Here is a 26,015-nt window from a genome sequence, read left to right as displayed (position 1 = left end):
ACTCCATTTAATGCCTCGTATGTTTATGCCGTTTCTTTAAGGCTTGCCACGGGGCCCTCAATAATGTGTCAGCCAGTCCATTGAAAGTCAAAGGGGCAAGCGGGGACATATAGGGTACACCGAAGGAACGTAAATTTACCAGATGTACCAGTATGACGAGTAAGCCAATTCCCAGCCCGTACAGGCCAAAGGTTGCAGCGAGCAGCATGAGCGGAAAACGGATAATGCTGATAGCCTGGCTCATCCCCGGATTAGGGATCAGGAAGGAAGAAATCCCGGTAATCGATACGACAATGATGATTGTAGCCGAGATGATTCCGGCCTGAACGGCCGCTTGTCCGATAACCAGGGCGCCTACAATGCTGATCGTCTGGCCGACGGGGCGGGGGAGGCGGATTCCGGCCTCACGCAGGGCTTCAAAGGTAGTTTCCATAATCAGCGCCTCGACAATTGCCGGGAAAGGAACAACCTCACGTGCGGCGGCGAGACTCAGGGTCAGGCTTGTCGGGATCATCTCCTGATGGAATGTTGTAACAGCAATAAAGATGGAAGGCAGCGCCATCGCAAAAAAAGCAAACAGATATCTCAGCCAGCGCAGCATGGTGGCGAACATAAATTTCATATAATAGTCTTCTGCAGACTGAAAGCCAAACCAGAAGGTAACGGGCAGGATGAGTACCATCGGCGAGCCGTCAGTGATAACGGCTATCTTCCCCTCTATTAATGAACCTGTAGTCATGTCCGGGCGCTGGGTTGCCTGCATGACAGGGAATGGGGAATAAGGATGATCGCTGATTAATTCTTCGATATAACCGGATTCGAGGATACTATCCATATCAATGCCTGCGATCCGTCTCTTTAACTCCTCTACTACACTTTTGTCGGCGATCCCTTCAATGTATACGATGGTAATATCAGTACGGGAGAGGCTGCCGGCACTTAATGTTTCTGTTTTCAGCCGGGGGGTGCGGAGCCGGTGACGGATCAGGGCAAGATTTATGGACATTTTCTCAATAAATCCGTAGCGCGGCCCGCGGATAACCGCTTCGGTCGACGGCTCATCCAGCGCGCGGTTCAGCTTATCCTTGAGTGAGAAGGCAAAGGCTTGCGCAGAGCCTTCAATGAACAGGATGGTTTCGCCGCTGACAATACGTCTGGCGGTTTCCGTCATATTCTTTACTACCGCAGGCTGAACAATGGAGGAGAACCCGAACTTAAGCTGCTCCTCCAGCCGGGAAGGATCGCTGATTGGAGGTGCTGCTTCTTGCATTAAAGGCTCAAGGAAGCCGTCATCCCACAGCTGCTTATCGATCAGGACATCCAGATAAACCACCATGGCAGGCATAGAGCCGAAGATAAGCAGCTCCCGTACAACCAGATCGGAGCAATTGGCGAAGACCTGGGCAATGCCTTTTTTGTTCTCCATTATCTGTTCGGAAATAGGGATGTTTACTTCAGGTTCAAGTGCCCTTATTTTTTTGGCAAAAGGATCGGTTGCCCGTTTGTTTACTCTCATCGGCCTATCACCTCCAGAGCCTTTAATATTCACCATCAATTCCCTTGTTATCCAATGAAATTGGAAAAAGGCCATTCTCAGGGCTGCATCAGCCTCCGGGAATAGCCTTATATATACGGGTATATTTTATCCGCCGCTGCAGATACTGCAAGCATAATATACGGATACGGGCGGATAGGAGGTGAGGGGGATGAAGCTTCTCGGTAAGATTATTGCTTTTCTTATCATAATTGCTATATCCGGTGCAGTGCTCTATTATTCCACCATGCCGGGGGCTAGCTGAAGTACTCGGTTACTATCTTTTCAGCCGTCCGTGTAGCCAGCGCCTGGGTCGTAAGCGTGGGGTTTGGACCGCCGATTCCGTTGAAGTGCACACTGTTATCAGCAATGAACAAGCGTTTCACTTGAAAGGCTTCACAGTTAGCATCGGTTACATAGCCCATCCGCATCGTGCTTTCCAGATGAAGCATGAAGCCAAAAGGGGTATCCGAGCGGATAATCTGCCTGGCCCCGGCCTGCCGCAAGGTTTCAGACGCATATCTTGCCAGCTGATCACGCCGTTTGAGTGTTTTGGGGCTGGGGGTGTAATACACGATTGGAATCGGGCCGTGCTCGTCTTTGAGCAGGGGGTCAACCTCAACCCGATTCCGGTAAAGCGTTTCATCATCCGTCAGGAGCAGCATGGTCATTGTCCGGCTGTAATTCCTCATTAACTCCTTCAGCTGCGGACCGGCGACCCGGCCGCGGATATTCCATGGCTCTCCGGGCTCCGGCGGGTTCAGCGCATTATAGCCTGCTTCACTGAAGCCATAGGTCAGAAATGACATTAAACCCGGACTCAGGCAGGAGACCTGAAAGATGCCTGTTCCCGGAATATCAACCCTTGCTCCTGAAGTATGGCCCACATAAGGATAGACCTCGGGCAGGCCCATAATCCGCATAAGCTCCTTCTCCTCAAATACGCCGCCAACCCAGTCAAAGCAATGATTGGTTAGCCCTCTGCCGACCCATTCATTAAAAGGAAGGCTGGAATTCAGCCACAGCCGCGGTGTTTCAATGCAGCCGGCTGCCATAATAACAGTCCTGGCCGTCAGCTCCCCGATTTCCCCTGTCCAGGTATCCCTGAACTGGACACCGGTGGCGCGGAGACCCTCCTTGGGGTCCTGCGAGGTGAGGATTTTGATGACAAAGGAGTTGGGCCGGATCGCAACATTGCCGGTTTTCAGGGCGAGCGGCACATAGCTGACAAGTGTGCTGCGTTTGGCGATTTTGTCTACTGAAGGACCTGATGCACAGCCGTTGACGCAGTTCCCCCGCAGCGTACAGCCCTCCATATCCGACAGCTCTTCAAGTGAACAGCCGGGGTCCATCAGACGGTCGTTGGGCGGCAGAATAGCGTTCGGATTAGGGCGGTAGCCCGGAGTGGTTACGTTCAGCGTTGGATTCAGCTGCCAGCCGGCTTTTTTGGCACCGTAATAGAAAAGCTCTTCCTTAGGTGTCGTAGGTGAAAATTGTACAGGCAGTGTAGCTTCGGCCTTCTCATAGTAGGGAATCAGCTCCCGGTAGCTGAGCGGCCATACCTGGTCAATGGCCTGGGGAAAGGCACGCGGCGACTGTGACCAGTAATGCTGTGTCGTTCCCCCGACACCGGAGGCCTGCCAGATATCCCCCTTCTGCCGCATAATCCGGTGCCAGGGTGTGCGGCGCCGGTCAGCAGGTCCAAAGCGGAACGCTCCGGATACTACATCATTCATATTGTTCTCGTACGAGTTGAAGACCTTTTTATAAATGCCGATATCCAGATCCTTATAATCAGAGCTCCAATCCCCGCCGTGTTCAGTGTTCGGGTTCGCCCAGTGCTTGTTGCCGTACCAGGCACCTGCCTCCAGCACCAGCACCTTCAGGCCGGCTTCTCCCAGCTCTTTGGCGGCAACGGCACCGCCGCCGCCGGAGCCGATAACAATGACATCAGCATCGAACATAGACTCAGCTGCGCACAATAGATGACCCTCCTCCTTGCCGCTCAATGGTCAATACATTGCCCATAAAGGCCCTGTAGCCGGGGACAACGCCCGGATAGCGCACCTGGCTCCAGCCCGGGGGAAAGCCCTCCAGCCTCCGTTCTGTCGGGACCTTCAGCCGGGTGCTTCCGTATGCCGGCCATTCCGAATAGTTCCCGAACAGGGTCTGCCTGTTGATAAAATCTATCATGTACCGGACAATTCCCAGGTCATTCCGGTAGGGAGGCGGCAACGGGGCCAAATCAAGCTGATCAGACTGCTCCAGCATGGCCAGCACCCGTATCCGGTCTGACGGGTGAAGAGCGGCAAACGGCAATCCGGCCCCTCCCGGATTGCCGTGATCGTCCTGATTGTGTCCTAATGCGCAGAATTGGACGGCACCATAATTAAGCAATGCCGCAGTAGGAGCGGATAACGGTACTGCTGTCAGATAAAAGCCCTGCCAAAGGGACAGATTGTGGTCCAGCTCCCAGATTAAATACTCGTGGACACCGAATTGAACAGCTCCGGCAGATTGTACGTCCCCAGGCGCAGAACAGGCTGCTGTATAAGGAATGATGGCTTCGACTAGAGCGAGAAAGGTGATATAGGTATGGGGCGGGACTGCTGCGGCATAGGCTGCGGCCTGATGCATAATAAATCCCCCTTCAGATTAATCCCCTGATATAGATACCTATTCCCCCTGATGCATTTTCAGACGCTGTTCAGGAGGCGGGAAGGAAAATTCGCAACGAACTTATTTATGAGCGGTTGCTCTCTTTGGAGTCTCTTACAGCCTGTGCACCGACCTCGGCCTGCTGCATATACTCCCGCGGTGACATGCCGGTGACCTTCTTGAACACCTTGCTGAAGTAGAAGGCGCTCTCATAGCCGAGCTTCTGCGAGATTTCATAGATCCGGCCTTCGCCGCGCAGCATCATCTCTTTGGCGGCCGTTATTTTGGTCTCGGTGATATATTCCACATAATTGACCTTGGCCGTTTTGGAGAACAGGTGGCTCAGGTAGTTGGGGCTGAAATTGAATACATCGGCTACCTGGTTGAGCGAGAGCTTGGAGCCGAGATTGCGTTTGATGTATTCCTGGACATTCTTGACGATCTGCTCCTTGTAGCTCTGTCTGCGGGTGGACAGCATATCCGAGACGCCGTCGCGGAAGCAGACCAGCCAGCCGGCAATCTCTTCAATGGTATGCATCTGGTAGATCGCCCGGTAGCCCTCCGGCTCATGCCCGAAGATATGCTCCACGATCTCTTCACCATCTGCCAGCAGTGAGGTAGCCATGTAGAGAATGTTGCAGGCCGCATCGGTGGCGGGGACAAGCAGGTCGGAGCGGCCGTCAAAAATTTCAATCATTCTGGAGATAATCGCGTACAGCGCCTGGGTATCCATCTCCTCAAAGGCCCGGCGGATCTCGGAGCGCGACTCCGAGAAATCAAATAGCGGAAAGTCCTGCTCCGGCGGCTTACCCTCGGAGAAAAAGACGAAGGACTGGGCATTTACTGCAGCCGGCAGCGCCTTGCGGGCGGCAAGATAGCTCTCCCTCAGCAGATAAGGGTCCTCCACGGCAAAGCCGATCGCCCCGATAATCGTCACATTGAAATAGTTGTGGAGCACGGAGGCCATATCGGCCAGCAGCTTCCGGGTGTCCGGCATCCACAGCTGCGGATCGGTTCCGCAGACAGGCAGGGTAACGGCAAAGTTGCGCAGGTCGAGACTGGTTACATGGCAGGGCCTGACGGACGTAAGTGTATCCTTAGCCATCTGCACCGTGCTTGAGCAGAGGGCGACCAGCTTATCCCCGCGGGGCGGAACGGTATCCGGTCCGAGAATCCGGCAGGTGCAGACCACATAAGCGGAGCCGCTGAGGTCAAGATCGAGGTCCTCCTTTTGCAGCAGGTACTGGTTCTTGTTCTCGAACAGATTGTTGAACAGCCGGACGAAAAATTTATCACGCTCGGCCTGCAGGTTGCCGCGGTGTACCAGCTTGGGGTAGCTCTCGATCGTCTGATATTCCCCGAGCAGGGTAATCGCCCGCTGGATGGAGGCGGCCAGCGTCTCCGGCGTCAGCTCCAGCTTCACCAGATAATCGGCAGCCTGGACTTCAATGGCGCTGCGTGCATATTCGAATTCCTCGTAGCTGGTCAGGATGATGAACAGGGGGACGCGGCCATATTTTTTACGGACGGAATCAGCGACCTGCAGACCGGTTTTAATCGGCATTTTGATGTCGCTGATCACAATGTCAGGGCGCAGGCTGTCGATCATTTCCTCCTCCTGGGCCCCGTTATGGGCCACACCGACAATCTCTATGTTATACTGCTCCCATTTCAGCATGGATTGCAGGCCGATGCAGACTAGCGCCTCATCATCGGCAATCAGCAGCTTGATCAAGGGTATCACTTCCTTGCTTGTAGTAGTGCAGACTATTCCTTCAGCTGGAACGGGATCACAATTTTCATCTGCGTATATTGTCCCGGCTTGCTCTCAATCGACAGCCCGTAAGGCTCCCCGAACGCCAGCTGCAGCCGCTCATTGACGCTGCGCAGCCCGATGTTCTCGAACAGCCCCTTCGCCCCCTCCTCCTGCTTGGACAGGATATGCGAAATCTGCTCCTCCGGCATGCCGACCCCGTTGTCCTCGACTGTAATCAGAATGTCGGCGAAGCCGCTTTTGGCCACGGTAATCTGGATGTCGCCTCTGCCCTTGGGCTCAATGCCGTGAAAAATCGCATTCTCCACCAGCGGCTGCAGGGTAAAGCGCGGAATCAGGCCGGATAGCAGCTCCTCGTCCGCAATGCTCTGCACCATCGTTACAGTGCTCCCATAGCGGTATTTCTGGATCAGAAAATAATCCTCCAGCAGGTTCAGCTCATCACGCAGCGGCAGCAGGCGGCGGTTGTCTTTGGCAATGCTGCGCAGCAGCCTCGACAGGGAGGTGGTCATTTCCGCAATGCCTGTAGCGTTCTGGATCGTAGCCATCCATTTGATCGAATTTAGCGTGTTATAGAGAAAATGGGGGTTGATCTGATTCTGCAGCATCCGGTACTCCAGCTCCTGCTTCTGCTTCTCATCCGCCAGCCTGCTGTCCATCAGGGCAATGATATCCTGGGACAGGCGGTTGATTCCCCGGCCGACATCCCCAAGCTCGCTGTTCCACTCAATGTTGCGGTCGAGCAGGAAGTTGCCCTGGGCGATTTTGTCGATCCGTTTCTTGAGCTTCTCCACCGGCAGGCTGATGGTCCGGGTCAGATATAAGGTAATGATGCCGCTGAGCACAAGCACTAACAGGCAGACGCCGAACATAATCGGTATCCATATATTTGCCTTTGGCGCGAACTGGTTGCCGGCAATCGTCTGGGTCAGCTCAACTCCGCTTCTGACCACGTAGGAGACGGCCAGCGTTCGCTCCTCATCCTCCAGACGGATCTCAGACAGCTTGGTCATCGGGCCGACAGGCTCATCCTCGGTGTAAGCGACCGGCTCGTAGGGGGTTGTAATCTGCTGTATTTTGTCACCGGTAATCTCATAATGATTGTTGCCGAGCGTCAGCAGCAGACGCGAATCCTCCGGCAGGGTGTAGCCCTTCAGCTTGTCGGTAATGACCGAGGTGTTGACCAGCAGGTAGACGGTCCCGATCCGGGAGGCATGGTCCCCGTAAATCGGCAGAATAAACGGAATGCCATAGGCGGTGGAGAGCGGGTCCTTGATCACCTGGTCATATTCCTCTGTAGCCTCGTTGTTCAGTCCGGTAATCTGGCCGATATTGTGGATCGTAAGCGGAGTGGACACACTGACCGAATTGTCGAGCTGCAGGAATTTTCCGTTATTATCCGTTACGATCAGCCGGCGGACATAATTGTAGGAGCGGTTAATCTGAAAATCCTCCTGCATCGAGCTGAATACATCCAGCGCATCCCTGGCCTTGGCATCGGGTGATTCGAAATAATCCGCCAGCAGCGTATTAGTAGTAGAATTAGTACTGCTGGTCATTGCCAGCACGGACAGGTTGAGCAGGTCCTGTTCTATAATATGGGAGACAAGCTGCAGGTTGAACTCGGTTGCCTGGATTGTCGTTTTGCGCTGATAATAGGAAATAAGCTCATAGCTGAAAAAGGACAGCAGGGTGGCGATCAGCAGCGCAAACACAATCATGATCAGGATGATGCGGCTTTTAATAGTAGATCTTCTTATCGTGGTGGTTCTCTCCTTTGGTACACAAGAAATGTAATGAAGCGGTTACAAAATTGCCGGATGCTGCTGCAAAAAGCATTATAACCACCATAGCATATTCCGGTATTGCAAAATAGAGGGGGAGGCAGGAACCGGGAATTTTACAGGTTTTGAATAGAAAATTACAGGTCCGGGACAATGAAAGCGCAAACAGAACATAAAAGTGAATGATCTGAGCAGGAAAATACATCCCATCCCGGGCTGTAACCCGGTAGAATGTGAAATAGCTTCAGAAGATGATATCTGGTCAACAAAACGAGATGAAAAGGGGAAATTCAATGAATTACAAAAGATTGTATGGCATGACCTTTACTGCAGTGCTCTCCGTGGGCCTCTTGGCAGGCTGCTCCGGCAACAACAATAATGCACAGAACAATGCCGCTGCTACAACTGCTCCTACCGGCACGAATGCAAGCGCTTCCTCCGAACCGAGCCAGGAGCCTGTTACCCTGAAATGGGCGCTGTGGGACTGGGAAGCAACCGCTTACTATAAACCGCTGATCGAGGCTTACCAGAAAGAGCATCCAAACGTGACGATCGAGTACGTTGACCTTGGCTCTACCGACTATATGACGATGCTGAGCACACAGCTGTCCGGCGGTGCCGATCTCGATATCCTGACCATCAAGGACATTCCGGGCTACTCCAACCTGGTGAAGCAGAACCATCTTGAGCCGTTAAAAGGGTTCATGGGCACAAACAGCATTGATCCGGCGCTGTATGGCGGTACTGTTGAGCAGATCGAAGTGAATGATGAGGTTTATGCGCTTCCTTTCCGCAGCGACTTCTGGATCGTGTACTACAACAAGGACCTGTTCGACAAAGCAGGGGTTGAATACCCAAGCAACGACATGACCTTCGAGCAATATGATGAGCTGGCCAGAAAGATGACCTCCGGCAGCGGCGCAGAAAAGGTATACGGTGCGCATTACCACACCTGGCGCAGTGCGGTTCAGCTGTTCGGCATCCTGGACGGCAAGAATACTGTAGTGGATGGAAGCTACGACTTCCTGAAGCCTACCTATGAGCGCATCCTGAAAGAGCAGGAAGACGGCATCGTGATGGATTATGCAACACTGAAGACCTCCAGCACGCACTATTCCGGCGTATTCTACAACAACTCCGTTGCCATGATGAACATGGGCAGCTGGTTCATCGCCACCCAGATTGAAAAGGTGAAAAGCGGCGAGTCCCAGGCAACTAACTGGGGTATCGTGAAATATCCGCATCCGGACGGTGTTGAAGCAGGAACCACACTAGGAACAATCACTTCCCTGGCTGTTAACCAGAAGTCCGAGCATAAGGAAGCTGCCCTTGATTTCATGAAGTTCGTGACCGGTGAAGACGGCGCTTCTGTCATTGCTTCCACTGGTACTATTCCGGCGATCAAAAATGATGAGGTTATCGGCTCGATCACTTCCATCGACGGTTTCCCTGCAGATGACAACAGCAAGGCTGCTCTGACTACTGTGCAGACTTACCTGGAAATGCCTATGCATGAGAAGAGCGCTGATATCGAAGTCATCCTGAACGAAGCGCATGACAACATCATGACCAAGAATGCGACGATCGACGAAGGCCTGAAGGACATGAATACCCGTGTGCAGTCGCTTTTGAACAACTAGGCAGTGATTCTCAGGGGGCGGGCCATGCCCGCCCTTTGCATAGAAGGTAGAAGGTTTGGAGGAGAACAAATGCAAAATGAAACCGTACTTAGACCAAAGAAAGCCCCCAAGAGGATACTGTCCAAGGGCGTCCGGGATCATCTGGTAGCATACAGCTTTATCGCGCCGAACTTTATCGGCTTTGCCATCTTTACGCTTGTCCCCATGTTCTTTGCCTTTGTCCTGGCATTTGTGAAATGGGACGGGGCCAATCCGATGGAATTCATCGGCTTCGATAACTTTGCCCGGCTGATCAAGGATACCACCTTCCATAAAGCGCTGTGGAACACGATTGTCTATACCATCGGTGTTGTACCGTTCACGATGGCTGTTGCCCTTGCGCTGGCTATTCTGCTGAACCAGAAGATTATTGCCCGTAACTTTATGCGGACCGTCTTCTTCTTCCCCTATGTTGCTTCGCTTGTAGCGGTGGCGGCAGTGTGGAACTTTATTTTCAGCCCGACTATGGGTCCTGTCAACAACATCCTGCATCTGATCTCCGGCGTACCGATTGAGGATCTTCCCCGCTGGGCGGCGGATAAGCAATGGGCGATGTTCACGGTCATCCTGTTTACCGTCTGGAAAAACATGGGTTATTACATGGTCATCTACCTCGCAGGCCTCCAGGGGATCAACCCGGAATTATATGAAGCTGCTGAGCTCGACGGCGCAGGCGCCTGGAGAAGGTTCCGCAATGTGACCGTTCCGCAGCTGGCACCAACGACGTTCTTTGTTCTGATGATTCTCGTCATTAATTCGTTTAAGGTCTACGATATCTTCATCAACCTGTTTGCCGGTGCCGACAATCAGCTGAACGACTCAACAAGAGTAATGGTCTATCAAATCTACAACACGGCGTTCCGTTCACTTGATTACGGATATGCCAGCGCCATGGCTATTGTGCTGTTCCTGCTGGTGCTTGGTATTACGATCGTCCAGTTCCGCGGCGAGAAGAAGTACGGATAATAGGGGGATATGAATGATATGGTAGGTTCAAATAAAATCTTCAGAGTCAGCTTGAAAGTGTTAGTGTACGCTTTGCTCGCTGCAGCAGTCTTCTGTATGCTGATTCCTTATGTATGGATGCTGTCCTCATCACTCAAGATGAACAAGGATGTCTTTTCCTTCCCGATGCAGTGGATTCCGGATCAGCCGCGCTGGTCAAATTTCGTGGACATCTGGACCCGCATCCCGCTGGGCCGCTTCATCTATAATACAGCCAAGCTGTCCGTAGTCGTTACGATTCTGCAGCTGCTTACTTCCAGCTTTGCAGCCTATGCGTTCTCCAAGCTGCAGTTCAAAGGGAAGAATCTCCTGTTCCTCGGCTATATCGCTACAATCGCTATTCCTTGGCAGGCCTATATGGTACCGCAGTTCATCATGATGCGTTCACTCGGGCTGAATAACACGCACTTGTCCATTATTCTGCTGCAGGCCTTCTCGGCATTCGGGGTGTTCCTGATGCGCCAGTTCTATCAGGGTGTACCGGATGAATTATGTGAGGCGGCGCGGATCGACGGTCTCAGTGAATACGGAATCTGGGCCAGAATTATGCTCCCGTTGTCCAAGCCGGCCCTGTCGACACTGACGATCTTCACCTTTGTCAACACCTGGAATGACTTCCTCGGACCGATGATCTATCTGACCAAAACCGAGCTGAAGACGATTCAAATCGGACTTCGCATGTTCATATCCCAGTATTCCGCTGAGTACGGGCTGATTATGGCGGCCAGTGTGGTCTCGATTATTCCGGTTGTTATCGTCTTCCTCGCACTGCAGAAGTATTTCGTGCAGGGGGTTGCGGCATCAGGGATTAAAGGTTAGAGAGAATTACAGCTATGTGCAAGCCTGGCAGTTGCCTTACCCGCAAGCTGCCAGGTTTGTTTGTCTATGCCTTGTACAGCCGTCCGAAGCCTTCTCAGATTACACAACCTGTGCGGAAGCTGTCTGAGGCATGCTTTTTACAGTGGTATGTATACGCTTTCTTTTTAATTTGGTTTGCCCACTTTAACTATTGAAGGAGGATAAATGAATGAACAGAAAGTCAGCATCCGGCAAAAAGCTATTTTCCATCCTGATGACGGGCATGCTTGTGCTCGGAATGTTTCCGGGACCCGGCCAGCCGACCGCATCCGCTTTAGCGGCAGATAAGGTCTACGCAGCCGCCTATATGGGGGCGGAGACTGCGGCGGGCACCAATTTGCCGGCCAGCATCAATATCGGAGGCAGCAGTACAGCTGTCAGCTGGAATATCGGGGAAGACACGTTTGCTCTGCCTTATGAAACAGTAACTGTAAGCGGCACAACGGCAAGCGGTCCGGTTACCGCCAGCGTCGAGGTTATTCCGCCCGCTGATTATCCGCTCGCCTATTTTGTGGACAGCGGCCGGGGCGGTGACTCGGTGGGGAACGGGCCTACGGCCTCCCCGCTATATGAAGCGGTCAAAGACCTCAGCGGCGGGAGCCTGATCAATCAGGTACCGGACCAGCGCTATGTCAGCGGAACCACTGACTGGGGCTTCGACGATTCCGTGCAGAAGATCAAAAGTTCCAAGGACGGCGGACATACCGATCCGGCAACAGATCCTTCGGTCTGGGTGGTGGGTGTACGCGCTGCTAACGACAATATTGTCTATCAGCTAAATGCGCTTGAAGCCGGAACCTATACGCTGAGCAGCGGCTTCTATGACTGGTACGGCAGCCGTTCGCGGGTCATCCAGCCGCGAATTGAGTACCAGGATACCAGCGGCGGCAAGCATACCTTGTCACTGAGCCAGTTCAATGTCAATGCGTCGAAGATCAATTCAGGCGAGTTTACCGTACCCGCCGATGCAGACACCAGCGTTCCAATGACATTGACGTATGCTTATATCTCCGGTGAAAAGCCGCTCCTCAGCTGGTTCGCCATTGCGGAAGGCGGAATTAAATCCATCCTTGATGATGCCAAGGCAAATGCGGCCTCCATGGTGCAGGTTCTGCTGAACGGCAATGACATCCAGGCGGACAATGAGAACGGCCTTACGTTCAAGGGCTTTGGTGTACTGAGTGCCAACAGCACCAGTGCACTCCTGATGGATTACAAGTCAGAGCAGCCGGAAAAATATGCGGAAATGCTGCAGATCCTGTTCGGCGGCGAGCATCCGCTTATGACCCATGTCAAAATAGAGATGGGTAATGACCGCAACAACTCCACCGGACCTGACCCGGCCACGATGCGTACCGCAGAGGAGGAGGTCAACGTCAAGCGCCATCCCGGCTTCCAGCTGGCAGCAGATGAGAAGGCGGTTAATCCGGACCTCAAGGTCAGCATCCTGCGCTGGAGCGCTCCGGCCTGGGCGGATACCAACGATAAAATCTATACCTGGTACAAAAACACGATTCTGGAGGCTTACCGCCAGTACGGTTACATGACCAGCTACGTCAACCCGCATATTAACGAGCATGCGCCGGATATAGCGTGGACCAAGCAGTATGCGGAAAAGGTTAAGACGGATAAAGAGGGCTTTGCCAGCGCAGAGGAGCAGGCGCTGTATAACCGGATTCAGGTGGTCATCTCCGATGAGGTCGGTATCGGCTCCTTCGGAGGTGCAATGGTAAGCGATGAGTCGCTGCGCAATGCCGTACCGATTGCCGGATATCACTATAACACCGATGATGATGCCGCAGGCAATTTCAAAAAGCTTGCCGAGCAGTATGACATTGAGATCTGGAACAGCGAGGCGCAGGCCACGTTCAGCAACTCGGCATTCCGTCCCAACAATAATGTGAAGGACCCTATAGCTGCCGGAACAGGCATCGGCGGGGTAGGCGGTCCGCTGGAAATGAGCAACACGATTATTAAGGGGTTTGTGAATTCGCGCCGCACACATTTTATATACCAGCCGGCGATCGGCTCCTTCTATGAAGGCGGACAATATTCCTTCAAGGAGCTGGTCAGCGCCCGCGACCCTTGGTCAGGCTGGATTCACTATGACGCAGGCCTGGTGATTCTGCAGCATTACAGCCGGTTCGCAGAGCTGGGCTGGGAAAATGAAGATAACACGGCCGGCATCTGGAGAGCAGTTCCCAAGGCCAGCTCCACCGGTGCTACAGGAACTAACCCGGTCAACGGGCGTAACGGAACGCCAAGCTATATTACGCTTGCTGCCCCTGACAAAAGCGATTTCTCAACCGTCATTGTAAATGACAGCGAGCACACCAAAACCTACAAGCTGCAGGCTGTAAATATGGCGTACACCGGCAATCCTTCCTTAGAGGTATGGGAGACCCGTGCAGCCGACGCCGGAAAGGCATTCAACAGCAATTACATGCAGTATCTCGGCGATGTCTCCGCAGACGGCGGCGGTGTGTACACCGTTAAAGTGAAGCCTTATTCAACGGTAACGGTAACCACGCTGGATACTAAGGACAAAGCAGAGTACAACACCCCGCTGCCTGTGGAAGGCGAACGGACGGTGCTTGATACCGATGCAACAGGCGCGGTGCAGAACACGGGCGACAAATTCCTGTACGCCGATGATTTTGACTATTCGGACCGGACAGTTGTTAAGATCGGAGCAGACGGAAAGGCTGCAGGTACCGAGGGCTATATCGATTCCCGCGGGGGCTCCAAAGGCGCCATTCCGCGCTATACCCATGACCGCAACGGTGCCTTTGAGGCTTATCTGCCGGACGGATCGGATAATTATGTTCTCCGCCAGCAGCTTGACCGGAGCCTTATGGGCCTTGGCGGCACCTGGAACGGCGGCGATCCGGTAACAGCCATCGGTGACAACCGCTGGACGAACTACAAAGCCAGCATTGACGTTTCATTTGAGCATGACAGCACTGAGGGAAGTGCCAATTACGCGGCAATTGGTGCCCGTTATCAAGGGGGCGGAAGCTCACACACCATTGGCGGTACGCCATATGTGCTGAAATTCTGGTTCGACGGCGGCTGGCAGCTGCTGGTGAACGGCGGGGCTGTGGCCAGCGGGAATGCGGCGACAGGCACCGGCGGTGTGAAAATTGAAGGCTTCAATACAGCATATGATGCCTGGCATAACATCGCAGTCCAGGTTGCCGGAGCCACCGTTACCGCCTATCTGGACGGGGTGAAGCTGGCTGCCTATACCGATCCGGCTCCAGAACTGTCCGGCCGTGTAGACTTGGCCAGCGGATATTATCATGTCCGGTTCGACAATCTGAAGGTGGAGACGGTGGATGGCTATGCACCGTATTATTCCGAGCTGCTGGACAATCTGGAAATGTACGATTTGACTGCCGATGCGAATCCAAAGCTGTCCTACAGCGGGAACTGGAATCATGCCAACGGTGCAGGCATGTTCATCTATCAGCGTTCCACTTCCACCAGCCAGGGGGCAGGTGCAGCACTCTCGTATACGTTTGAAGGCACCGGGCTGGATATTTTGGGGCCAAATGACGGATCAGCGAAGCTTGAAGTGACAGTGGACGGCAAGACTGCTGTGCAGTCAGCGGAAACGATAGCCTCGAAGGAGCTTTATCAGACCTATGCGCTGCGCGGGCTGAAATACGGCCAGCATACGGTAGAGTTTAAAGTATTGAACGGCACACTGCTTGTGGATGCCGTAGCCGTTGTCTCCGGGGAAGTGCAAGGCTCACCGGATACGGCAGCGCTTGCCGCAGCGGTGAGTGCAGCGAAGGAAACGGTGAAGCTGGACGAATATGCCGAGGCAGACTGGCAGCTGTTTACGGCTGCACTGGGCAGTGCCGAGGCTGCGCTGACTGATACCGCCGCTTACCGGCTGGATCAGGAAGGAGCGGCGCAGCTGGCAGAGCGTCTGGTCTCGGCGCAGAATCAGCTGACCACGGGCGATCTGCGGGAGCTGGCAGTTCTGCCGGATACCGCGACCTATGCCGGCAAGCTGCCTGTTCTTCCGCAACAGGTGGAAGCGACACGGGCAGACGGCAGCAAGCTGCCTGTAACGGTGAAGTGGAATACGGCGGAAGTCAGCTTTGATACGCCATATGACAGAGTGGCGGTTACCGGTACGTACGGCAACCTCAAGACGGTTGTTTATGTAGAGGTTGTGCCACAGGGTCTGGTTTATTTCGTAGATCCGGGCGTAGCTGCGGAAGGGGATACTCCGCCTTATACCGTTGTTAAAGAGTTGGTCGGTGCCGGTCTGCTGAATGAACAGGCGGATCAGCTCTCAACGGGAGACGCGGTATGGGGACATACCAATACAGGAGCAAATTACGGCATGAAAGGGCTCGGAGGCGCGGTGGTTACCACGGATAAGTCACAGACCGGGGTATACGGCTCCAACACCAGAAACACTCCGCTGGTGTATCTGTTCCCGCTGGAAGCCGGTAAGTATACCCTTACCTCATTCCACAGGGACTGGTGGAGCAATGCAAACCGTACGATGGATATCACCGTCAGCTACAATGATGCTGAGGGTAAGCCGGTGACGGAAACGGTGCGCACCGGGGTAGTTGCGGGACCGAACGGCGTCATGCTTAACCATGATTTCACCCTGCCGGTGAGCGGAACGGTGAAGTATACAATTAACAACACGTATTCAGGTAATCAGGCTGCACTGGTCAGCTATGTGGCTATAGCCAGGGACAAAACCATTATTGCCAATGAGCTGGCCGTGAATGAGGCTAAGAGCATTATTGAAGGAGCAGCCTTTAATGTGAAGAAGGAGGAAGCCAACAGTGAAGAGGCTGTGCAGGCCTGGCTGCAGCAGACGATTTCCGGGCTGGAAGGCTTGAGTGAAACAGGTGTGACACTGGGAGACGTGACCTTTACTGCTTTCCAGGGAGCGACTGAGGACACCGCGGGCAGCTTCAGCTTTACTGTAGCGTTGAGCAAAGGTGAAGCGCTGGCTACGGGTTCAGCCAGCGGTACGATTACCTTGCCGGAGCCTGATGTAACACCACCGGTCATTACCCTGAACGGAGATCGGGTGGTCAATGTTAAGCTCGGCTCCGACTATACAGATGCCGGAGCGACAGCAGCCGATGAGGTGGACGGCGATCTGACAGACCGTATTGTCACTACAGTCAGCAGTGAGGTGTATGGGCTGACAGAACTTGATACGTCTATAGCAGATGTGTACACCTTCCACTATAACGTTAGTGATGCTGCAGGCAACAAAGCGCTGGAAGTAACGAGAACAGTGGTTGTAGCCGAAGACCCGGATACAGTAAAACCGGTTATTACCCTGCTTGGTGAGCCAGCTGTAGAGCTGGAGAACGGCGCAGCGTATACCGATGCCGGCGCGACGGCAGAGGATGACCGGGATGGGGATCTTACCGGTCAGATTATAGCGACCCTTACAAAGGGCGGCCAGCCGGTAGCTGTGCTGGATACCGCAGAAGCGGGCACTTATCTCTACCATTATAATGTGAGTGATGCGGCGGGTAATGCGGCAGCTGAGGTTACCAGAACCGTAACCGTTGCTGAGAAAGAGCTGCCGCCGGTAACGGAACCGACGCCAGCTCCTACGCCTTCTCCGGCACCTACCCCTGCACCGACGGATGCGCCTGTGCAGACCGCTCCTCCGGTAGCGGCTACACCAACGCCGACACCTGCGGTGCAGAATGTACGGACTCTGGAGCAGAAGGATATTCCTGCCGCTGCAGACGGAGCCGTAACGGTCCAGCTGGCTGAAGGTACAGAATCCGTCGTGCTTCCGGCAGGTATTCAGGGATTGACGGGCAGCAATACACTGCGCCTTGCCTGGAGTAGTGCTGCTGTGGAATTCACACCTGATGCGCTGAAGAGCATTGTAGAGAAGGCCGCAGCAGGGCAGGCTCAGGCCGGTCAGGTACGTATCAGGCTGACAGGTCTGAAGACACCGGCTGCAGCAGCCGAACAGCTGATCAACAGTCAGGCTGCGGACAGCTCACTCCGCTTGTCTGCGGCTGGGGAGGTCATCAGCTTCAGCCTGGAGACTGTTGCTGCGGACGGAATTGCTACAAAGGTAACAGCGTTTGATGTACCGCTGCGTCTGACCTTCAATGTTAACCCGGATGCCAATCCAGATCTGCTTGGCGTGTATTATATCGCCGGGGATGGAAGCGTCCAGTATATTGGCGGCACGTTGAAAAACGGCAAAATGACAGCGGCAGTGAGCCATTTCAGCCAATATGCAGTGCTGGAATATGACAAAAGCTTCGCGGATGTCGGCAGCAGCATGTGGGCTAACAGCGTAATCAAGTCGCTGGCGGCCAGACATATTATTGAAGGGATTTCCGCGACGGAGTTTGCGCCGCAGGGGCAAGTGACAAGAGCGCAGTTCGCGGCGATGATCGCCCGGGCGCTCGGCCTGGAGGCTGCGGATGGAAGCACTCCGGCATTCCGGGATGTGGGAGCCGATGCCTGGTATGCTGACAGCATTGCTGCCGTTAATCAGGCAGGGCTTGTACTGGGACGCACAGCAGATACCTTCGTTCCGGACAGCAGCATTACCCGTGAGGAAATGGCTGTAATGGTTGTACGGGCATATGAGTATCTGCAGGGCGAGAAGGCGCAGGCAGCTTCTGCCGGATCGTTCAGTGATCAGCTGCAAATCAGCGGCTGGGCACAGGAGGCAGTAAGCATCGCTGTGGAGGCAGGACTTCTGCAGGGACGCGGCGGCCAGCAGTTTGCTCCGCAGGCGCTGATGACCCGTGCCGAAAGTGCGCAGGTGATTTACAACCTGCTGAAGCAGTAGCAGGAAGGTATTAAAGAACCCGGCAGTCTGCAATGGTGCAGGCTGCCGGGTTTCTTTTAACGCTGCTGTTTACTTGAACTAATGTAGCGATGTGCCGGAGTGTATCTCTGCTATAGGATGAGCATGTCGGAGGACTGTCTTGGCTGAGTTGCTGAGTTGATGAGCTGGTGAGTCGGTGGGTTGGTGAGTTGCTGAGTTGTTGAGTTGGTGGGTTTGAGAGTTGGAGAGTTGGAGAGTTGGTGAGTTAGAGAGTTGAAGAGTTGGAGAGTTGGAGAGTTAGAGAGTTGGAGAATTGGTAAATTGGTGAATTGGAGAGTTGCTAAGTTGATGACAGTTCAGACTGATGGGCGTGTTACGAACGCCGTTAACTGCACTTTGTACAACTAAAACAGCCAATTTTCCTTCAATTATCAGTTTAACTGCAGTTTGTGCAATTAAAAGAGTGGAAAAAGACAAGTATTGCCCTGCAGGCCGATTTTAGTTGCACGAAATACACTTAAAGTGTGTCTGAGTGGAATTTCGGCAGTTTTAGTTGCACGAAATACAGTTAAACTGCCGGACGTGGCAACGCCGGGTGTATGCAAACAAACGCAGGATGTAAGCCAACGTCGGATATAAACAAACATCCGCTTCAAGCAAACGCCGAGCATAAGTAAACTGCGGAACAGGCCGCTGTACCTTCTATCTTTCTCTCAGTCCGCCCGCTCCGCCAGCTTCCCATATTTGCCCGGCGGGATGCCGGTGATGTTCTTAAAGGTGCGGATAAAGTTGGCATAATCGTTGAAGCCGGTCAGATAGCAGGTGTCGGAGACGGAGGTGCCGGCGGACAGGAGCTGCTTGGCCAGGGTGATTTTTTTGAGCAGAATGTAGCGGTAGAGGGTTCCCCCGGTCTGCTGCTTGAACATGTGGCTGAGATAATATTTATCAAGACCCAGCTCGCCGGCAATCTGCTCAAGTGTCAGGTTCAGCTGCAGATGGCCGTCAATATAGCTCATGGCTGCCTGGATATGCGGTGAAATGACGCTGGTTACAACATCAGAGCGGGTGCGGGTGTACAGCTCATTTACTAGCACGAGAAGCTGGATCAGATAAGTCAGGGCAAGCACCTCGCTGCCGTATTTCGGCTGCTCCACCGTATCAATCAGGCGCATGGACAGGTCCAGGTATTCGCTCAGCAGCGGCTCTTCCATATGCGCGAGATTATGCTCACCGGGCTGGCGGTTCTGGAAGCAGGCGAGCAGATTGGTTGTTGCCGTGCAAAAGGGATAGATCTGCGGGGCCCGGAAATGAATGGTTAACCGTTCATACGGCTCCTGGGTCAGATTGATGATTTTATGAATTTCGTGGTTGTTAAAAATCAGTACATCCCCGCGCTGCAGCGGGTAGCTGTATTGCTCTACGAACCCGTTCACCCTGCCGCCCAGAAACAGGAAGACTTCATAATGGTCATGAATATGAAAATCCCTGGTCGGAGAGACCGGCGAATTGCCGATTCCGGCCAGAATATCCCCTTGAAACGGCTGATAGTACTCCGAATGCTTCATTCCCGCTGCCCCTTCCGATTCATCACAATAAACGCAATAAAACCTCATTAATCGCAAAGACATTGCAATAACTCAACAGTAAACTATAAAGAGAGATAGTGCAAATGAAAGGAAGAGCGCTTACATGAATACTACGGAGCAGCGTAAATATTGGCTGGATACTTTACTGCAGATCGGACATCCGGTACTGGATGCTTTGAGCCGCAGACGTTTAAAAGAAGAGCTTCCTACGGAATTTCATGCTGACCGTAGCACCTTTGCTCATCTGGAGGCTTTTGCCCGGCTGGCCTGCGGGATGGCACCCTGGCTGGAGCTTGAGGGGCTGGAAGGTGAAGAGGAGCGGCTAAGAGTCCGCTATGCCGGCCTGATGCTGGAAGCGATAGATGCCGGTACTGATCCGGCTTCCCCGGATTATATGAACTTCAAGACCGAGGGCCAGCCGCTGGTGGATGCCGCTTTTCTGGCCCATGCGCTGGTACGGGCGCCCAAACAGCTCGCCGGACGGCTCGATGGCCGGGTCAAAGATAATGTAATTACCGCGTTAAAAGAAACCCGGCGCACCGCGCCGAGCGGCAGCAATTGGATTCTGTTCAGCGCCATGGTAGAAGCGGCCCTGTTCATTCTGGGCGATCCGGAATATGACCGGATGCGTGTAGGCTATGCCGTGCATATGTTCATGGACTGGTACAAGGGCGACGGTGTCTACGGTGACGGCAAGGACTTCCACTGGGATTACTATAACAGCTTTGTCATTCAGCCGATGCTGGCGGATGTAGTTACCGTGTTTGAGCAGGACTCTGTACAGTATGCGGCGCTGAAGCCGGTCATTATGGAGCGGGCCCGGAGGTACGCCACCGTGCTGGAAAAGATGATTGCCCCGGACGGAACCTATCCGTTCACCGGGCGGTCGATTGTGTACCGCTTTGGCGCTTTTCAGCTGCTGTCGCAGGCGGCGCTGCAGCATTTCCTGGAGGATTCGCTGCCGCCGCAGCAGGTACGCTCCGCGCTGACGGCTGTTATCAGACGGACGATGGATTTCCCGGGAAATTTGGACGAAAAAGGCTGGCTGCGGCCGGGAGTATACGGCTATCAGCCGGATCTTGCCGAAAGCTACATTAATACAGGCAGCCTCTACCTATGCGCTTCTGTATTTCTGCCGCTCGGCCTGCTGCCCTCCGATCCCTTCTGGGCGGAGGAAGATATGAAATGGACCTCGGCGCGGATTGCCGCCGGTGAGAATGTAATGAGGGATCAGGCAATCGGTAAATAAGACAATCCGGCATACAGGGTAACGGATGCATTAGGAGGATGGAAGATGACGGAGCAGAGTCTTTTGAAAAGTATGCAGGAGCTGAAGCCTGTTAGTGTGAGTCTGTATGTTCCGGATGGCAATCCGGAATTGTTCTGGAGAACAGCGGCCTCGGCCGGTCATCTGCAGCAGGACATAGCTGAGATCCGGGCAGAAGGAGAAAGGCTGGCTGGCCAGCCGGTTCCGGAGCTGACCCCGGAGCTGTTTTCTGTCTTTGCGCGCACCGGCTCACGCCTTGAATATGAGCGGGTGTACTTTGAACGGAGAAGAAGGCTTAATACCTATGTATTCCTGTCACTCCTGGAGCCGGACAATGCACAGCATCTGCAGTATGCGGAGGAAATGCTCCTGGCGGTATGCAGCGAATACACCTGGTGCCTGCCGGCCCACGTTCCCGGCGGGCATGAAACCGCGGGGATTAACCGCTTTATCGACCTGTTTTCGGCTGAGACAGGCTTTACGCTGAGTGAAGCTTCACTGCTGCTGGGGGAACGGCTTCCGCTGGAGCTCCGGCTGCGGATCAGGCAAGAAACTGAAGAGCGGCTGTTCCGGCCTTTTCTGGAGCAGGGACCTTATAACTGGGAGACTGCCCGGCACAACTGGGCAGCGGTCTGCGCCGGCTCCATCGGTGCCGCCGCGCTGCTCTCTGTGGAAGATCCGCAGGTTCTGGCGGAGATTCTGCAGAAGACAGAAAGCAGCATGCACTGTTATCTGGAAGGCTTCGGGGACGACGGTGCCTGTCTGGAAGGGCTGGGCTACTGGAATTACGGGTTCGGCTATTTCACTTACTACAGTGATCTGCTCCGCTCCCGCAGCGCAGGAAGCCTTGACTGGTTCAAGGTACCCAAGGTGCAGCGGATCGCCCGTTTCCAGCAGCAGTGCTTCATTGACGGCAGCCTTACCGCCAATTTTTCCGATTCACTGCCCCGGGTGCGTGTGCATATGGGGTTGTCCCATTACCTCGCCGGCGTATATCCCGGAGCTGTTGAATACCCTCCGGCGGAGCTGCGGGCTCCGTATACCGAGGATCATTGCAGCCGGTTCGCTCCGGCGCTGCGCAATCTGATCTGGAAGCAGTCCGGCACGGGACATAAGGACTGGCCGGCGGCCAGCACCTACCTTCCCGATGCGGCCTGGCTGCTGTCGCGGCATGTCTCGGCGGGCGGCACCTTTGGCTTCGCGGCCAAAGGAGGCCATAACAACGAGCCGCACAACCATAACGACCTGGGCCAGTTCATTCTGACCGGCCGCGGTGAGGTGTACGCTGCCGATCTGGGCAGCGGGGAATATACGGCCGGCTACTTCGGCGATGGCCGTTACGAATATGACTGCAACGGCTCCCAGGGCCACTCGGTGCCGGTCATTAACGGCCGGTATCAGCAGGCCGGCCGGGAGTTCAGTGCCGCTGTACTGCACGCGGCAACGGGCGGGGCTGCGGATAAGCTGACGCTGGACCTGACAGCCGCGTATGAGGCTGAGGGGCTGCAGTCACTCATCCGCACCCTGGTTTGGCACAAGGAAGAGCTGCCGCGTCTGGAGCTAATCGACAAATACAGCTACGCAGGGGTCCCCGAAAGCTGGACGGAACGCTTTATCACTTGGCGGAAGCCGGAGGAGTTATCCCCCGGTACGGTTCTGCTGCCGGGACAGGAAAGCGGCGGAGTAAAGGTAACATATGATCCGGCAGCTGTCGGACTGCAGATTAATGAGCATGTATACCGCGACCATTTCGGGCAGGACCAGGTGTGGCACAGTCTGGACTTTCAGGCTGTCCGGCCGGGCAGCGAAGGCAGCTATGCTTTTACCTTTCAATTTATATAGAAGAAACACAACAAATCAAGCGAAGGCGGGAACTTAAAATGAATATGACAGCACAGCATACATGGGTGGAAGAGGCCTGGACCAAGGCACTGGAGAAGACCGTTATCAACAGCCGGAGCATCGGCTCTGAATTTCCTCATGCCAGCCACGGCGGAAAATACGATCTGGCGGCACCCCACTGGTGGACAGCCGGCTTCTGGCCGGGCATGCTCTGGCAGCTCTATGCCGGTGGCGGAGACGAGAGCCTCAAGGCGGTTGCCGTGGATTGTGAGCAGCGGCTGGATGAGGTGCTTGACGGCTACCTGAAACTGGATCATGATCTGGGCTTCATGTGGATATTGACCAGTGTAGCGAACTTCAAGCTGACAGGATCGGAAGCCTCGCGCACCCGGGCTTTGAAGGCGGCCAATTACCTGGCGGCACGCTTCAATCTGAAAGGCCGCTATATCCGGGCCTGGAATCCGTGGCGTGAAGGCGAAGACAACAGCGGGGTTGCCATCATCGACTGCTGCATGAACATGAGCCTGCTGTTCTGGGCGTCCGAGACAACCGGTGATCCGCGCTACAGACATATCGCGGAAGCGCATATGGATACCGTACTCGAGCATTTTATCCGGCCGGACGGCTCGGTCTATCATATTGTTGACTTCAATCCGCATACCGGTGAGGTTGCGGAAAAACGCGGCGGCCAGGGCTATGCACCGGAATCGGCCTGGTCACGCGGCACAGCCTGGGCAATCTACGGCCTGGCGCTGGCTTATCATCATACAGGCTTTGAGCGTTATCTGAACGCAGCCCAGCAGGTGGCGAATTTCTTCATCACCCGGCTGCCGGAGGATCATGTTCCGCACTGGGACTTCCGGGCTGCAGGTGTAGCCGGAGACCTCCGCGATACCTCTGCCGGTTCGTGTGCAGCGAGCGGGATGCTGCTGCTGGCCGGTCAGGTCACGGCTGCGGAATCACATGTGTACCGGAATGCCGCCCTGAAAATACTGGAGTCGCTTTACAGCAATTACGGCTCCTGGGACAATCCGGAGGAGCAGGGATTGCTGCTGCACGGCACAGGCAACTACCCGGAGAACGGGAACATCGATGTTCCGCTCATTTATGGTGACTTCTTCTACGTAGAGGCGCTGGCCCGGGTGAAGGAAGCCGGACCCTTCTACTGGGAATAGGGGAGAACGGGATGAATAGCGAGCAAAGAGCTGCAATTCAGGATAATCCGCTTGTAACCCGCCAGGATCTCGCGCTGGCCCTTGAGCAACTTACCGCTCCTCTCGGACCGCTGTATAGTCCGGGCGGGGCCCGGCTCAGAGCCGGAAGGACAGGGGCCAGCTATCCGTCAGCCGTGGCGGAGATGGAGGGCTTTTCCCGCGTGCTGTGGGGGCTGGTGCCGCTCCTGATGGGCGGCGGAAGCAGCCCGCTTCTGGATACCGTGCTGGATGGCATCCGGCATGGCACCGATCCTGCACATGACGAATACTGGGGCGATGTGGCTGATTACGACCAGCGGCTGGTAGAGATGGCTGTCTTCGGCTTCGCTCTGGCAGCGGTACCGGAGAAGATTTGGACACCGCTTGCTCCCAAGGAGCAGAAGCAGCTGTACAGCTGGCTCAATCAGATCAACGCCCATCCCTGCTATGACTGCAACTGGCTGTTTTTCAATGTGCTGGTCAATGCCGGCTTCAAAAAGCTCAAGCTTACCTATGACGAAGGACAGCTGGAGACGAACCTGCAGCGGATGGATGCGTTCTATCTGGACGAAGGCTGGTACAGCGACGGGGTCAACGGGCACAGCGATTACTATGTGCCGTTTGCCATCCATTATTACGGGCTGCTGTATGCGAAGCTGATGGAGCAGGAGGACCCGGAGCGTTCAGCGCTGTTCAAGGAAAGAGCAAGACTGTTCGCCCCGGCGTTTATCAGCTGGTTCGCCCCGGACGGCTCCGCGCTGCCATACGGCCGCAGCCTCGCTTACCGTTTTGCCCAATCGGCCTTCTGGAGCGCATATGCCTATGCAGAGGTTGAAGGAGACTTCCCGGCCGGGGTAGTTAAAGGGCTGGTGCTGCGCAACCTGCGCTGGTGGTTCAGCCAGGAGATTGTTGACCGGGACGGCGTGCTGACAATCGGCTACACCTATCCGAATCTGGTGATGGCGGAGAATTACAATGCGCCCGGCTCGCCGTACTGGGCGCTGAAGACCTTCCTGCCGCTGGCCTTCAGCGAGGAGCACCCGTTCTGGAAGGCGGAGGAGCTGCCGCTGCCTGAGCTGCCGGCGGTGTCCGTCCAGCAGCCGGCGCATCTCGTTATGGTGCGTGAAGCCGGGCATGTGGCCGCCTTCAACAGCGGGCATTTGTACACCAATGAGCATACCCATACCTCAGCCAAGTACGAGAAATTCGTGTACTCGACCGGCTTCGGCTTCAGTGTGCCCCGTGCGGAGTGGGGATTGTCCCAGGGAGCCTTTGATTCGATGCTTGCCCTGAGCGAGGGAGGGGATAACCTGTACCGGGTCAGAAGGCGGAACCTGAAATCGGAGATCACGGACAATGTGCTTCATTCCGTATGGAAGCCATGGTCCGATGTTGAAGTCCGCACCTGGATTATCGCCGGGCTCCCATGGCATATCCGGGTGCACCGGATTGCAGCGGGACGGGCGCTGGACATTGCGGAGGGCGGGTTTGCCCTTGGACAGGAAGCAGAGCGCGGGCAGTTTATCAGCCCTACAGGTGCAGCTGCGTGCACAGCCTGGGGAGCTACAGCGATTAAAGGACTGCTCGGCTATTCCAAAGTTCAAGGCAAGGCAGAGCTGATCATGCCGAATGCCAACACGAACCTGCTCCGGCCGCGGACGGTGCTGCCTACCCTGACGGCATCGCTGGAGCCGGGGGTGCACTGGCTGGTATCTGCAGTCTATGGCGATCCGGCCGGGAATCCCGCGAAGGATAGCTGGAGCCGCCAGGCAGCCGGTATTCTGGAGCAGCAGCCGGAATTGACCCTTCAGGCAGTCATTGAGCAGGAAGCAATAAAGGTAATCACAGTTGACGGTAAAGCGCTCACGATCAGCATGGATTAAACTGAGGCTAACATTAAAAGGACTGTTCCGCGCCTGACATGGCCCGGAGCAGTCCTTTTTTGTTGTTAAATAATACTAAAAATTTGTTTATCCTTCATTAATAAACTACTTTCTACCGGTCACTCAATATCTTGTATTGGAAAATGTAGC

Annotated in this window: 14 protein-coding genes; 8 read left to right on the top strand and 6 right to left on the bottom strand. The window is 54.7% G+C overall.

Annotation, left to right across the window (positions count from 1 at the left end; all coding sequences use genetic code 11):
- Positions 1-7: 7 nt before the first annotated feature.
- The 5 genes from R70723_RS22590 to R70723_RS22570 all read right to left on the bottom strand — a co-directional run bounded on the left by R70723_RS22590 (position 8) and on the right by R70723_RS22570 (position 7,687).
- Complete coding sequence (locus R70723_RS22590) at positions 8-1,516, bottom strand: spore germination protein (RefSeq protein WP_039875581.1); 1,509 nt, start codon at positions 1,514-1,516, stop codon at positions 8-10.
- 275 nt (positions 1,517-1,791) lie between these two features.
- Positions 1,792-3,498 (bottom strand): GMC family oxidoreductase N-terminal domain-containing protein, encoded by a 1,707-nt coding sequence (locus tag R70723_RS22585; RefSeq protein ID WP_039879167.1) that lies wholly within the window; start codon positions 3,496-3,498, stop codon positions 1,792-1,794.
- Positions 3,499-3,502: 4 nt separating this feature from the next.
- A complete protein-coding gene (locus R70723_RS22580) occupies positions 3,503-4,171 on the bottom strand; it encodes a hypothetical protein (RefSeq protein WP_039875580.1) in 669 nt (222 codons plus the stop codon).
- 106 nt (positions 4,172-4,277) lie between these two features.
- Entirely contained in the window at positions 4,278-5,927 is a 1,650-nt protein-coding gene (locus R70723_RS22575; RefSeq protein ID WP_047171203.1) for a response regulator, read from the bottom strand.
- Between the two features lie 32 nt (positions 5,928-5,959).
- Positions 5,960-7,687, bottom strand: a complete 1,728-nt coding sequence (locus R70723_RS22570; RefSeq protein WP_081957460.1) for a sensor histidine kinase — start codon at positions 7,685-7,687, stop codon at positions 5,960-5,962.
- A 356-nt stretch (positions 7,688-8,043) separates the two neighbouring features.
- On the opposite strand from R70723_RS22570, the gene R70723_RS22560 reads away from it, so the two are divergent.
- From R70723_RS22560 to R70723_RS33025, 4 genes are all read left to right on the top strand, one after another.
- Positions 8,044-9,390: an ABC transporter substrate-binding protein gene (locus R70723_RS22560; RefSeq protein WP_039875575.1), complete on the top strand. Its 1,347-nt coding sequence runs from the start codon at positions 8,044-8,046 to the stop codon at positions 9,388-9,390.
- 69 nt (positions 9,391-9,459) lie between these two features.
- Positions 9,460-10,395, top strand: a complete 936-nt coding sequence (locus R70723_RS22555) for a carbohydrate ABC transporter permease (RefSeq protein ID WP_039875573.1) — start codon at positions 9,460-9,462, stop codon at positions 10,393-10,395.
- 18 nt (positions 10,396-10,413) lie between these two features.
- A complete protein-coding gene (locus R70723_RS22550; protein WP_039875572.1) occupies positions 10,414-11,253 on the top strand; it encodes a carbohydrate ABC transporter permease in 840 nt (279 codons plus the stop codon).
- A 208-nt stretch (positions 11,254-11,461) separates the two neighbouring features.
- Positions 11,462-18,115: an S-layer homology domain-containing protein gene (locus tag R70723_RS33025; RefSeq protein ID WP_081957458.1), complete on the top strand. Its 6,654-nt coding sequence runs from the start codon at positions 11,462-11,464 to the stop codon at positions 18,113-18,115.
- Between the two features lie 692 nt (positions 18,116-18,807).
- Here R70723_RS33025 and R70723_RS22540 read toward each other — a convergent pair.
- Positions 18,808-19,659 (bottom strand): helix-turn-helix transcriptional regulator, encoded by an 852-nt coding sequence (locus R70723_RS22540; RefSeq protein WP_052421431.1) that lies wholly within the window; start codon positions 19,657-19,659, stop codon positions 18,808-18,810.
- Positions 19,660-19,783: 124 nt separating this feature from the next.
- On the opposite strand from R70723_RS22540, the gene R70723_RS22535 reads away from it, so the two are divergent.
- The 4 genes from R70723_RS22535 to R70723_RS22520 are packed head-to-tail and all read left to right on the top strand — an operon-like array spanning position 19,784 to position 25,865.
- On the top strand, positions 19,784-20,929 hold the full coding sequence (locus R70723_RS22535; RefSeq protein ID WP_039875569.1) for a DUF2264 domain-containing protein: 1,146 nt from the start codon (positions 19,784-19,786) through the stop codon (positions 20,927-20,929).
- Positions 20,930-20,974: 45 nt separating this feature from the next.
- The gene (locus tag R70723_RS22530; protein ID WP_039875566.1) at positions 20,975-22,789 is read left to right on the top strand and encodes a heparinase II/III family protein; all 1,815 of its coding nucleotides are present in this window, start codon (positions 20,975-20,977) and stop codon (positions 22,787-22,789) included.
- A gap of 38 nt (positions 22,790-22,827) precedes the next feature.
- Positions 22,828-23,964 (top strand): glycoside hydrolase family 88 protein, encoded by a 1,137-nt coding sequence (locus tag R70723_RS22525; RefSeq protein ID WP_039875561.1) that lies wholly within the window; start codon positions 22,828-22,830, stop codon positions 23,962-23,964.
- Between the two features lie 11 nt (positions 23,965-23,975).
- Positions 23,976-25,865: a DUF2264 domain-containing protein gene (locus R70723_RS22520; protein WP_039875560.1), complete on the top strand. Its 1,890-nt coding sequence runs from the start codon at positions 23,976-23,978 to the stop codon at positions 25,863-25,865.
- Positions 25,866-26,015: the final 150 nt, after the last annotated feature.

Origin of the sequence: Paenibacillus sp. FSL R7-0273, from assembly GCF_000758625.1 — a bacterium.
Classification (GTDB): Bacteria; Bacillota; Bacilli; order Paenibacillales; family Paenibacillaceae; genus Paenibacillus_AQ.
Note: the sequence above shows the minus strand (reverse complement) of the source record. Positions and strands in the feature narration are given on the sequence as shown.

Excerpts from the sequence above, each read along its gene's own strand:
- R70723_RS22590 (WP_039875581.1), bottom strand. The coding sequence starts at position 1,516 with ATGAGAGTAAACAAACGGGCAACCGATCCTTTTGCCAAAAAAATAAGG.
- R70723_RS22585 (WP_039879167.1), bottom strand. The coding sequence starts at position 3,498 with ATGTTCGATGCTGATGTCATTGTTATCGGCTCCGGCGGCGGCGGTGCC.
- R70723_RS22580 (WP_039875580.1), bottom strand. The coding sequence starts at position 4,171 with ATGCATCAGGCCGCAGCCTATGCCGCAGCAGTCCCGCCCCATACCTAT.
- R70723_RS22570 (WP_081957460.1), bottom strand. The coding sequence starts at position 7,687 with ATGATTGTGTTTGCGCTGCTGATCGCCACCCTGCTGTCCTTTTTCAGC.
- R70723_RS22560 (WP_039875575.1), top strand. The coding sequence starts at position 8,044 with ATGAATTACAAAAGATTGTATGGCATGACCTTTACTGCAGTGCTCTCC.
- R70723_RS22555 (WP_039875573.1), top strand. The coding sequence starts at position 9,460 with ATGCAAAATGAAACCGTACTTAGACCAAAGAAAGCCCCCAAGAGGATA.
- R70723_RS22550 (WP_039875572.1), top strand. The coding sequence starts at position 10,414 with ATGGTAGGTTCAAATAAAATCTTCAGAGTCAGCTTGAAAGTGTTAGTG.
- R70723_RS33025 (WP_081957458.1), top strand. The coding sequence starts at position 11,462 with ATGAACAGAAAGTCAGCATCCGGCAAAAAGCTATTTTCCATCCTGATG.
- R70723_RS22540 (WP_052421431.1), bottom strand. The coding sequence starts at position 19,659 with ATGAAGCATTCGGAGTACTATCAGCCGTTTCAAGGGGATATTCTGGCC.
- R70723_RS22535 (WP_039875569.1), top strand. The coding sequence starts at position 19,784 with ATGAATACTACGGAGCAGCGTAAATATTGGCTGGATACTTTACTGCAG.
- R70723_RS22530 (WP_039875566.1), top strand. The coding sequence starts at position 20,975 with ATGACGGAGCAGAGTCTTTTGAAAAGTATGCAGGAGCTGAAGCCTGTT.
- R70723_RS22525 (WP_039875561.1), top strand. The coding sequence starts at position 22,828 with ATGAATATGACAGCACAGCATACATGGGTGGAAGAGGCCTGGACCAAG.
- R70723_RS22520 (WP_039875560.1), top strand. The coding sequence starts at position 23,976 with ATGAATAGCGAGCAAAGAGCTGCAATTCAGGATAATCCGCTTGTAACC.